The 11,019-nt window shown below is 56.4% G+C and carries 12 protein-coding genes; 4 read left to right on the top strand and 8 right to left on the bottom strand.

What is annotated here, in order from left to right; translation table 11 throughout:
- Window positions 1–475: 475 nt before the first annotated feature.
- From DFR34_RS16430 to relB, 4 genes are all read right to left on the bottom strand, one after another.
- Window positions 476–1,333: a replication protein RepA gene (locus DFR34_RS16430; protein WP_245906931.1), complete on the bottom strand. Its 858-nt coding sequence runs from the start codon at window positions 1,331–1,333 to the stop codon at window positions 476–478.
- A 208-nt stretch (window positions 1,334–1,541) separates the two neighbouring features.
- Window positions 1,542–2,003, bottom strand: a complete 462-nt coding sequence (locus DFR34_RS16425) for a hypothetical protein (RefSeq protein WP_110392240.1) — start codon at window positions 2,001–2,003, stop codon at window positions 1,542–1,544.
- Between the two features lie 69 nt (window positions 2,004–2,072).
- Window positions 2,073–2,342, bottom strand: a complete 270-nt coding sequence (locus DFR34_RS16420; RefSeq protein ID WP_110392239.1) for a type II toxin-antitoxin system RelE family toxin — start codon at window positions 2,340–2,342, stop codon at window positions 2,073–2,075.
- Window positions 2,326–2,553, bottom strand: a complete 228-nt coding sequence (gene relB, locus DFR34_RS16415) for a type II toxin-antitoxin system RelB family antitoxin (protein ID WP_110392238.1) — start codon at window positions 2,551–2,553, stop codon at window positions 2,326–2,328. Before relB ends, DFR34_RS16420 begins: the two co-directional genes overlap by 17 nt.
- A 209-nt stretch (window positions 2,554–2,762) precedes the next feature.
- On the opposite strand from relB, the gene DFR34_RS16410 reads away from it, so the two are divergent.
- Window positions 2,763–3,320 carry a recombinase family protein gene (locus DFR34_RS16410; RefSeq protein ID WP_110392237.1) on the top strand — a complete coding sequence of 186 codons (558 nt, stop codon included), beginning with the start codon at window positions 2,763–2,765 and terminating at the stop codon, window positions 3,318–3,320.
- A gap of 5 nt (window positions 3,321–3,325) precedes the next feature.
- Here DFR34_RS16410 and DFR34_RS16405 read toward each other — a convergent pair whose 3' ends face one another.
- Genes DFR34_RS16405 through DFR34_RS16390 form a run of 4 tightly spaced genes read right to left on the bottom strand, consistent with a single transcriptional unit; the run spans window position 3,326 to window position 8,891 of the window.
- A complete protein-coding gene (locus DFR34_RS16405; RefSeq protein WP_110392236.1) occupies window positions 3,326–4,162 on the bottom strand; it encodes a hypothetical protein in 837 nt (278 codons plus the stop codon).
- Between the two features lie 56 nt (window positions 4,163–4,218).
- Window positions 4,219–5,871 (bottom strand): type IV secretion system DNA-binding domain-containing protein, encoded by a 1,653-nt coding sequence (locus DFR34_RS16400; protein WP_211309467.1) that lies wholly within the window; start codon window positions 5,869–5,871, stop codon window positions 4,219–4,221.
- Window positions 5,855–8,530, bottom strand: a complete 2,676-nt coding sequence (locus DFR34_RS16395) for an LPD7 domain-containing protein (RefSeq protein ID WP_110392234.1) — start codon at window positions 8,528–8,530, stop codon at window positions 5,855–5,857. Before DFR34_RS16395 ends, DFR34_RS16400 begins: the two co-directional genes overlap by 17 nt.
- Window positions 8,520–8,891, bottom strand: coding sequence for a plasmid mobilization protein (locus DFR34_RS16390; RefSeq protein WP_110392242.1), 372 nt, complete (start codon window positions 8,889–8,891; stop codon window positions 8,520–8,522). The genes DFR34_RS16395 and DFR34_RS16390 overlap by 11 nt, the downstream gene beginning before the upstream one ends.
- A 303-nt stretch (window positions 8,892–9,194) precedes the next feature.
- Between DFR34_RS16390 and DFR34_RS17020 the strand changes: the two genes are divergently transcribed.
- From DFR34_RS17020 to DFR34_RS16375, 3 genes are read left to right on the top strand one after another with little or no spacing between them, the layout of a single operon-like run.
- The gene (locus tag DFR34_RS17020) at window positions 9,195–9,563 is read left to right on the top strand and encodes a hypothetical protein (RefSeq protein WP_146215191.1); all 369 of its coding nucleotides are present in this window, start codon (window positions 9,195–9,197) and stop codon (window positions 9,561–9,563) included.
- A 5-nt stretch (window positions 9,564–9,568) separates the two neighbouring features.
- A complete protein-coding gene (stbB, locus tag DFR34_RS16380) occupies window positions 9,569–10,279 on the top strand; it encodes a StbB family protein (protein ID WP_110392232.1) in 711 nt (236 codons plus the stop codon).
- Window positions 10,280–10,295: 16 nt separating this feature from the next.
- Complete coding sequence (locus DFR34_RS16375; RefSeq protein ID WP_110392231.1) at window positions 10,296–10,895, top strand: hypothetical protein; 600 nt, start codon at window positions 10,296–10,298, stop codon at window positions 10,893–10,895.
- Window positions 10,896–11,019 lie beyond the last annotated feature (124 nt).

Here is an 11,019-nt window from a genome sequence, read left to right as displayed (position 1 = left end):
AGTGCGGCCACATCTCGCGGGCAGTTCGACAGCCAGCAGGCTGGCGGCATTTTAAGGGGAGGGGGGGCCGCCGAAGGTGGGGGAACCCCGTAGGGGTGCCCCGGCCTTTGGGCCGTTTGCTGACTTTTCCACAGCGCGAGAGGGTTCAATTATCGGTTTGAAAATTAACGGCATAATGTTAACGGCTAAACCTTAACGGTTTAGGGGGGGTCTGATTCAGCGTGCTAGGGGGGGTCTGATTCAGCGTGAAAATCCGGTATAGGGGGGGTCTGATTCAGCGTAGTGGGGGGGTCTGATTCAGCGTGGACAACTCGCACCGTCCACAAACTTACCAACATGCGCCAAGTCCTTATCAGAGCTTGAGTGGGGGGTCTGATTCAGCGTGCCGCCGACCCTCAAAACACAATAAGTCCGGCAGGGTCGGCGAGTAGGCAGGGTAGAGCGTGCCCGGCGCGGTAGCGGCGGGCCAGGGAGGTTACGCGCCCTTGAACGGGATCGGCGGCGGCGAGGGCAGCAACATCACACCGCCCATAACCTGCTTGACCTTGGCTGTCGGATAGACCGCCTGGGCAGCTTTCAGCGCCGGAACAAATTTCTTCTTGAAGTCTTTATCTGCGTCCTTGCCTTGGTACTCCTGGGCAAACTGCTCGCGTAACGACTTCCAATGCAAGATCACGGGGCGGCTCTCGATGCGGTACAGCCGGTGGGCCAGCCAGGCATAAACGTCCAGTGCCAGGGCGGAACCCTTGAGCGCGTGCAAGGCCCGGTTATCCAGCGGCACGCCGTTGGCAATCAGCTCGGAAAAATATCCATCGGACAACAGCATCACGCCAGGCCAAAGGGCCTTTTGCTGCGTGTTTTTGTTGGCCTGCCAAGCGTCGAATTGCTCAATTGGCTGGCCGTTGTACGTGCGCCCCTTGTAACCCAACTGCAAGCGGCACGCGGCCAGGGCGTGCATTTGGGTGCGCAACGTGCGAAAAGATCCGCGCTCGCCACCCGTAGTCGGCTGGCCAAGCAAGCGCAGGAACTCGCTTGCACTGTCTCCTATCGGAATTTCTCGCGTGTGGTTCCGCTTGGCATAGGTCGAAACCCAAGCCAGCGCCAGGCGCGGCATGGCGCCATAGGGGATAGGCTGCATAACAGGGCCGTTGCCCTCATCCAGATAGCCCGCCTGAACATTGACCCATGCGGAACCGGATTGGCGCATGAACTTCTCGCCCGCCACTTTCGAGCGCGGTAAACCGACTTGGCACAGCACGGCATGATTAAAGGCCATGTCGTTGCCGTTCGGAGGTTCAGAGGCAATCAAGGCGCTTGCCTCGATCAGTTTCAAGTCACGGCGCGTTGTCGGGCTAGTCTTAGTCTTGGGCGCGGCTTCGCCTGCTGGCGGGTTGCGTCCAAATTCGTCAAGCGATTCGTCAAGCGTTTTTGCTTTACATGCGGTATGATGAGACATAGCTATGTGGTGCCTTTCGTTCAAAGGGTTGCTACTCCGCAAGCTTGGCGGGCGTGTGTCCAGACACGCCCGCTTTCCTTTCTGCTTACTGCATCCGCAACACGGCCACCGAGCCGGGCACAAAGGCCCATGGCAGCGCCTTGCGGGTCGTTCCATCACCGAGCGCCACCGTGTAAGCGTGGCCGTCGCCTGGCTTCACTGCGTGGGTGTCACCGTGGCCGGTCACAAGTTCGTAATTCGTGACGATGAGGTCACGGCCAACGTACACGCCGAATTCTTTTCGGGTGACACCATCGGCATAGGTTACGACCACGTCAACCATGCAGCTATCGCGCTGGCCTTGATCTGCGGTGCAGATCTTGTTGCCCTTGCTCGGCATATAGATCATGTCCAGATTCACGCCCTCGGGTCTAGCGTTGACCGTTTTCGCAGCGGCCTTACCTGCGTTCGCAGCCTGCGGCGTGCCAGCGACCGACGGGCTAACAGGAAAAAACACCATCGCGGTGATAACTGCGGCGATAGTCTTCTTGAGGATGGTTTTGCTCATAGTTACTACTCCTGAAAAATGGCCGGTTCCAGCGGCCTGGGGTTATGAGCCTTACGGCTCGAAAATCGTCTAGCGGTACACTTCGCGGCGGTTGCCGATCCGCACAATGAGTATGCGCAAAGCGCCGTCCTCAATGCTCGCAATCACCCGGTAATCCCCCACCCGGTACTTCCAAAACTCGCCAAGGCGCGAACCCTTGAGGGCTTCGCCAATACTGCGCGGGTCATCCAATACGGCGACACGCTCACGCAAAAATGCCGTGATGCGCTTGGCTATCTGCCTGTCTAGCGCTGCCAATTCCTTCTGAGAAGCATCATCAAATTCAATCTGCCAAGCCAAGGGTTTTCTCCACTTCTTCTAAACTGAATGTCCTGCTGCGGCCCGCTCGAATATCAATCAAGCGTTGTTCGGCCAGGTACAAATCTTCGAGATCGTCAAGATGGGCGCAAATCGCCTGGGTGATGTAAAAGCTCTTGGTGCGCCCGGTCTGGGCAGCCAGGTTCTTGAGCCGGTTTTCCACGTCGATAGGGAGTCGGATTGACAAGGCCATTTCTGCATTATTCCTTTGCCAGTTAAAGTGATACTAGTATCACAAAAAATTGCAAAGGGTGCAAGCCATACAATCCGAAAAACGAGTGTTTTTCATACAAAAGCATACAGCTAGGGAAAAAAGGCCATAGCCGCCTATTGACCGCCTTTAAAGTCGTCTGTAAAACAAAATACGCAAACAATTAACCAGACACGTTTAACGGACACTCTATGAAAATCGGCTATGCGCGCGTTTCAACCGAAGACCAGAATCTAGCCTTGCAACGCGATGCCCTGGGCGCGGCGGACTGCGGGCGGGTCTTTGAGGACAAGGAAAGCGGGGCCAAGGCCGATAGGCCCGGCTTGGCCGAAGCCCTCGCCTTCGTGCGACCTGGTGATGTGCTGGTGGTGTGGCGGCTTGATCGCCTGGGCCGGTCACTGCCCGACCTGGTGCAAATCGTCGGGGAGTTGGAGCAAGCCGGGGTTGGCTTCGAGAGTTTGACTGAACGAATAGAGACAGCCACGGCGGCGGGCCGCCTGGTTTTTCATGTCTTCGCCGCGCTGGCAGAGTTTGAGCGCAACATTACGAGGGAAAGAACGCTGGCCGGGCTTGCTGCGGCTCGTGCGCGTGGGCGCTTTGGCGGGCGCCCTGGCATCGCACCGGAAAAACTCGCAGCGCTGGAAGCCTTGGCCGCTGACCCAGCAAAAAAACCGGGGGACATTTGCAAGGCGCTGGGCATCAGCCGGGCCACGTTCTATAAGTACGCGCCCGGCAAGGTCAGCCGCTGAGGAGGTCAGCGCCCATAGCCGTATGCCTCCGTTGTCTCAAAGCCATCATTGGTGCGCATGACCGTGATTTCGTCACCCTCCTGAAATTCCGGGCTGTCGCCGGCGGGCACGGCCAGGCGTTCGCCTTCCTGCTCCATCACGTAATAGCTCTGCTCGCCGACTTGCCGCACTTCCATTACTTCGCCTTCGACTTCCTGCCCTTCCTCCAAGGGCTTGGCGTTCAATTCCTCGGCGGCCTGAGCATAGAAGTCGGGGGCGTCGCCTTCAATGCCCGGAGTGGCGGGGTCTTGGCGGGCCTCATGCTCGGCTTGATGGGCGCGGCTTTGCTCCTGGGCTTCATAGGCTTCCATGCGATAATGATTGCTCAAGCCTTGGGACATGGCCGCCTGTTCTTTGGCGACTTGCTCACGCTGCCGCGCCAGGGTTGCTTCATACTCAGGCATGGCCTTGATGTAGTGCGGCACCTCAATAACCCGCTCTCGCACCAGCTCTTTGCTGCCGCTGTCTGCGGCCTGCTCAGCGGGCTTAGATTGGCCCTTGATATAGTCGGCTGCGGCGGCCAGCACCTGGCGTTTGTCTTCGCCGGTTTCCAGCTCGCTCCAGGTGTTCACCTTGGCCAAGGCTTCGCCCTTCTCATCCCGCTGGGTGTCCTTGTCCTTGTCCTTGTCCTTGTCCTTGTCCTTGTCCTTGTCCTTGCCGTAGCCAGACAATTCATTGAGGTAGTCCACCAGTCCGCTGCCGAGATCCCCGAAAATTTCGCCGAGGCCCTTGGTGATGTTGTCTAAGCTGCTGGCCGCTGCATCGGTGAGATTGTCCAGGGCGTGCCGGGTTTGATTGGTCATTTCGCGTTCTCCTTACGCAGATTTTCGCGGGCGCGAATATCACGCGCCCAGGTCGGTTATTGAAAAGCGGGGTTCTGGTCTGGCATGGATACATAGTCCACGCTGATACGCGCGATTTCATCGCCGGGGAGCTTCAAGAAGCCTTGCAAATCGGGCAGGCCCATGATTTCCGAAGCCAGCACGGTGGATTGCCGCACCACTTGGATAGATGTATTTTGGCTCTCGCTCTGGCCATCGTCGGTCGTGGTAAACGAGTCGCTCACTTGCACACGTTCAATTTCCTGCTCGCCCAGCTCGTTTTCCATGCTCTTCGCGGTTTCAGAGTCACCGGCTCGAAGAATGCATTTCACCGACGTGTTAGCAATCAGGGTTTGCGCTTCATCGCGCCCATATGTGGTGCGCAGTTGGGCAACAGTTTGCAGACCCAAGACGCAGCGACCGCCATATTTGCGCAGTTTGGTGAGGCCGGCCCTTAAACTGGTCACTTTGCCCAGCGAATCAACTTCATCCATCACGTACCACAAGCCGCGGTTCTGGTTCTCGGACAGGCTCAAACCCTCCACAATGGCCATTTCCAAAGCAGTGGCCACAATGTTACGCAGCATGCCCATCTGGTCATCGCGGTAGGTGATGAAAAGCCAGTTATCGCGTGATTCATCCTGAATGAACTGGCGAATAGAGAAGCGGCCTTCGTCGGGCAGGTACTCAAACACGCTGAGATACGGCAGCATGGTGGCGCGGGTGTTGTTCAGCATTTTGTCGTTGCCACGTTGGCACATCACCGCAGCGGCGGTGCCGGCTAACAGGGGTTCTAGCTGCTTCTGGTCGGCGCTGGCCATCCAATACATGAGGCGCTTCATTGAGCGCTCGCCGTTGCGGTGCATGGCAAGCATCGCTTTGGCGAGTAGTGTTTGCGCGAACAGTTGCCATTGCGCACCTTCTCCGCCGTCCACGTCGGGAATGATCGCCTTGGCGATGCGCTCGCAATCGTAGTCGGCGCGGATTTCAGCGAACGGCGACCAATCGACAGTACGGCCGTCGAAGGGGTTAAAAAGCAAGTCGCCAGCCTGGCCAAATCGGGCATAAAAGCCGCCAGCGGGATCAGCGATAACTGCCCGGTTTCTGCGCGTGCGGATGCTGCGAAGCATCCCATTGATGACCTGGGTTTTCCCTGCCCCAGTGGTGCCGGAAATCAGGAAGTGCTGAGCTTCAAGCATGCGCGGAATAGTCACGCCGCCAATGGTCACGTCGCCGTCATCATGGGCCTTGCGCGATGTGCGAGCGTTCATTTCGGCAGCATCCACCAGCACCGACCCTCGGCGCACAGACTCATCTCCCCCATTTGCCCCGGACAGCTTGAGGCTTGCAAATATCGCAAGCCACGCGTTTGTAGCCAGCGCGCCATAGAACAACAGCGCGCCCAGCCCCCACAACTGGTGATCGTTGCGCATCCAGTAAACCGCCAACACGGCGGGAACAACGATCAACACATGGCGTAATGCCCATGTCCAATTCTCTGGCAACAGCGCGTCACGGCCTACTTTGCGTAGCTCGTTGAGGTGCCACAGAACTGGCCCGGCGATAATGATCAATGTCACCAAGCTTGCCAGCGTTTTGGAAAATGCCCCCAGGGTGAGATTAACCAACAGCACAAACAAAAGGGGTGCAATAAATAGCATATGTGTTTCTCCTTTATCGTTCATAGTCATGCCCGCGCGACCTTCTTGGCTGCTCGGGCTCGGGTTGCGTCGTGTGCTCCGGCTCCGGGGTTCTCTCCGGGGCCGGCTGCTTGGGTGCCTTCGCCTGCTCTGCCCTCTCTCTCTCGCCAGCAATGAAAGCCTTTCCACGGGCTTGCAATTCGTCGCGCTCCGCTCGCCGGCGCGCTAACTCCTCGTTCATGGCTTTGCTGTCGAACTCAACGCGCAAGCCGGTTTTAAGCGCCGCGTCGATCACTTGGCGCTTGAATTCGTCGCTGCCCTCGATCTTCAAATCAGGGCCAAACTTCTGCACAGCCAGGCGCAAGCCGGTTTCCACGGCCTGGGTGTCTTTGGCTGCGGCCACGGTCACGCGCTGGCCCGAGTCGATGACAAGGGCGCGGCTCCTGGTCTGGTCGGCGTAATAGGTGACATTGCCGGCGCGGTCAATGTCGTAGGCCAGCGAGCGGGCCAGGTGTGCGGCTGTGTCCTTCTCGTCGCGGTCGCGCTTGTGGCCGGCGCTTTCGATGGCGTTCGGCCCGGTCGGCGCTGGGCTTGTGTCGCGCTGCCGGCGAAGCTCGGCCAGGGCGTTTTCGTCGCCCTTGTTCGCACGCTCGGCCAGGAAGGCGCGGTAACGCTCCTGGTAGGGCTGGCGGTGTTTCTCCCTGAGCTGCTGCCGTTCCTCCCTCACGGCCTCACGCAAGGCCATGTCCCGAGTCACGCGCTCCATGCGGGCGATAGACAAGGCGGCTTTGCGCTCGGCGGCGGGCTTGCAGCGGTCGTTCTGAATGGCTCGGCGCTCGGCTTGGTAGTCGTCGCGGATGGTCGCGCGGCGCGCCTTCTCGCTCTGACGCTGCGCGTCCCACTCCCTGGCCTTCTGCTTGGCCTGGTCGGGCTGCGCCTTGCGGAAGGCTTCCCAAAGCTCGCGGCGCGGCTCTGTCTTCGCCTCGATCACTTCCCGGCCCTGCTGTGCTGCATACACCTGGCGCAGGATCGGCGCGGCCTCGTTGAAGTTCAGGCGCATTTCCTGGGTGAGGAAGTCGGACACGTTGAGATTGCGGGAACCCGCATTGATGCGGTCGCCGCCGTCCTTGGCCTTCGTCACCTGGTACTTGTCGGGAATCACGCCGTGCGTCTTGCTGAGGTGAGCCAGCAAGCGGCGCGCGTCAAGCTCTCGCTTGATCTGCGCGAACTCGGCCAGGTTCGCGGCCTTGGCCTGGGTTGCGCGCTCTTGCTGGTCGGCAAGAAGCTGGCCGGTCACGCTGTCGGTGCTGCGCTTCCCGGCTCCTCGCTCTTGGCCCCCTTGAGCGCGAGAATCGCCAGTTCGCGCCCGTCGCATTTCAGAATCGGCGGTTCGCTCTCGTCCCACACGATCAGGTGCATTTGGCTGCAAAAGCATTTGAGCTGGTCGCTCGTGCTGAACCATACCGACGCCGGACAGGTTTCGCACGCTGGAGAGGGGTCGGGGCGCTGCTGCACGTCCAGTTTTAGCAATGTCGGACTGATATAAAGCGGCGGCGCGCTGCCCTGGCCTGGCTCGGTCTGGGGTGATTCGGTCATATTCTGGTCGTGCATTGCGTGATTCCTTGTCATTGAAGGTTTTTAAGGTGCCTGCACCAAGGGCGCGGCTCGCTTGGTGCTTGGTGTAGAAGCGTTCGGCCCTGTCGGCCAGAATGGCGCGCTTTTCGTCATGGTTGGCAGCACGATAAGCGGCATATAGGTTGCGGTTTCCGCTGTTGATATATTTCAGTTCAGGGGCGCGGATTTCGTGCCATTCCTGCAACCTGGCGGCAAGCTCTGGCGCCAGTGGCTTGGCGGGCTGCTGGCTCTCGTATTTCCTGCGCCCTTCATTGGCCAGAAATTGCCGCTTCTCGGCCTCTGGCTTCTCGATGAATTCGCGGCTGAAGACATAATCTTTTAGATTGATGCCTTTGGCCTGGTCGGCTGGCTTCACGTTTTGATATTCTGAATCCTTGCCAGCGTTGCGAGTGCGCCTTGCGCCATGCTCCGCCAGCAGGGATTTAAAGCTGGCGTAATCGGATATGTTGCGGTCTAGCACGTCCGACAAAATTCGCTCTTTCACGTCCTTTGCACTACCCTGGAACAAGTCACCCTTATATCGACTGATAATCTCGCTCTCACTGGTGAACGCTAGGCGGCGGTTATCCTTCGGGCTGGCAAGGCCATATTTCGCATTGGCATGTTCTTGGAACGCTTCAAGAAATTTAACTTGCTGCTCAACCTTGCCAAACGGGTTAAGGTTTTGCCCGCTCAATAGGTTTTGCTCTGGAATAACGATGTGAATATGCGGCTTGCGCTCGATTAACTCGCCGGTCTGCCTATTGGCGTAACTCTTTACTTTTGGCAAATGAGCCTCAGCATAAAAATTAAATTCGTCCGCATCGTATGCACTCATAGCGAACTGTTTAAAATCGCTGGTAATGCCTTTCAATATCTCCGGGTCTAGCGCATCCTCTTTGAAAGCGATAGTGATATGCAAATAACGCTCACCCTCTTTTTCCATGCCTTTAATGATGGCATCAGTAAATTCTAAATCGCCGTCCAAAATCACCCGCTCGTCCAATTCATCGCGGGTCAACTCTCGGTCTTGCTTCTGACCATTAACCAGATATTCGGCAATGCCGTGGCTGCCGCCTGTAACCCTAATCAGCATCTTTAACCGCCGATTTCATGTAACGGGCCAGCATTTCAAGTTGGGCCAGGATGCGGGTATAGGTTGCCTCGGACACAAACCCGGCCAGGTGGTCGGCATTGGCCCGATGTGCGAGCTGGTTAATGTTGTTGCCGGCTTTGTTCATCAAATAGACCAATTGGCTACGCTCAGGACTGGGCTTCGGTCTGGCAACAATCTGCGTCCGGTTCTGCAAAACGCACTCGCGGAAAAACTCGGACGGCTTGAGGCCCGACGCCCGCACCTTCGCCAGGTAGGCGGCATGGTCGGCGGCGGTCAGCCGGAAGCTAACCGGCTTGGTCAGCTTCTCGCCCTCGGCTTTGGTCTTGGTCTTGCTGGTCATCATGCCTCCGTAGGTGGCGCGGCCATGTGGCCGCTCTGGCGCGTCAGCGCCGGGTTTCCAAAGGGGGCACCCTTTGGGCACGGGATATGTTACGGCCCGCGTAGCGGGATGTAAACATATCCGACGTGCCTATGAATCACATCCAGCATAGCAAGAATGTTAAAAACTTGTCAAGCAAAGTCAAAAAGATGTATAAATATTGGCGACATAGGTTAACAGATGTTAAATATCTATTGAATCGCAGTTGACAACAAAGCAAATCGTGTTTAAACTGGTTGAAAATAAGTTAAGGAAGCCCATTAGATGGATGCCCACGAGTTTTTGAAGAAGGTGGCGCCAGCCGCGCAGCGATCCCGGCTAGCCCCCTTCTGGAACGATATCGCCACCCTCAGGGAAAACGACTGCACCCTGGAGCAAGTGCGCGCGTTCTTAGCAGCAAACGGGGTGCAAATCTCAATTGCCGGCCTCTCGAAATACATTAAGAGACGAGAGGAGGGAAAAGCGCAGCCCAGCAGATCAACACCAGCGGCGGCGGCGGCACCGCAGGTGCAGGCACCAACAGAAAGCGGCCAAACAGCAGAAACGCGCAGGATCACAAACCCGGCGGATATTAGGAAAGCCCGGAACCGCGAAATTAATTTAGAAGATTTTTCTAACCCAGAAAAGGAATAGCAACAATGAAAACAGCAATCCTGAATTACAGCGGCACTGTCGGCAAGACCACAATTGCGGCACATCTGCTTTCACCTCGTATGAATAATGCGCCGATTTTTGCCATTGAAACCATTAACGAAACTGCCGAAGGCTTGGGCGTTGACGTTGAAAAAATCCGTGGTGAGAAATTCCGCGACTTGTTCAAAAAGCTGATGATGCTGGATGATGCAATTATCGACGTGGGCGCATCTAACGTCGAAGCCTTCTTAGATGGCATGGTGAAATTTGAGGATTCACACGCAGAATTTGACTTCTTTATTGTGCCAGTTACTGCCGGCTCAAAAGAACAAAAAGAAACCATTGGCATTATTACTGTGCTGGCAGATTTTGGGATTCCTGCCGAAAAAATCCGCGTCGTGTTTAATCGCGTTGAAGCCGATGTGCCTGATGAGTTTGGGCCTATCCTAAATTTTGCCAAGAAACAGAAAAATTGTATCGCCAACCCTGATGCAGCCATTTTCGAAAATGAATTGTTCGATTTGCTGGCAGTAAAAAAGGTAACTATCGGCGACGTGCTGGCCGATGATACCGACTATAAGGCCAAGGCGCGCGAGCTGGGCAAAGATGGGGACGCCAAGTTGAAAACCCATTACAGTGATATGCACGTTATCAAGTCGTTGGCAAAAAGCGTGAATCGCAATCTGGACGGCGTATTTTCGGCCCTGTTCGGTTAAAAAAAGGGGATGGATTATGGGCAATGACGCGCGCTCTAAACTCGACATTCTTTATCAGGATGCGCTAGGTGATATCGCTGAAATCATTCAGCGAATTGAAGACCTACAGAAAGACGTCGGGCAAATTTTGCCAGGCCAATTCAACACGATTAAAACCGAAATTACTGACCTTATCGGTCTACTGTCGAAAGCGGGTGACATCTACCGCGCCAAAATCCATGAATATTCCGTTACCTGGGGAGAGACAGCACGACAGCAAATTGAAGCCGACGTGCTGGCCGCCAAGACCCAGTTTAACCGGGAAACAGCCGATTCCATTAAGCGGGCGCTCTCTGAAGTTTCAGCAGCAATGCGGGAAACGGTTCAACGGGAAGTGACAGAACCAGCGCGGGAGGTAATCCAAGCACAAAAAAATTCGATCAGAGGTACCATTATTTTATGTTTGGTTGCTGGGATTTGGGGCGGCATGATGGCACTCGCTGGATACTCGTACCTCACCCGCAATGATGCCTCATTGGAAAATGAGGCTAAATTCGGGCGAGCTGTGGCTGCGGTATGGGAAAAGCTCGATAAAAAATCCCAGGCAGCCATTAATCAGGAGCAAGCCAAAAAATAAGAATGTGGCCTTTCAAATTTCAAACCGGGATGCGTCCCGGTTTTTTTTCGTGTCCGCGAAAATTTCAGTTCGCGCCCTGCGGGCTGCGGGGCTTCTTGGGCTTCGGTTCACCCTTCGGTGGTTG

The sequence above is a fragment of the Rivihabitans pingtungensis genome (assembly GCF_003201855.1).
Classification (GTDB): domain Bacteria; phylum Pseudomonadota; class Gammaproteobacteria; order Burkholderiales; family Aquaspirillaceae; genus Rivihabitans; species Rivihabitans pingtungensis.
Note: the sequence above shows the minus strand (reverse complement) of the source record. Positions and strands in the feature narration are given on the sequence as shown.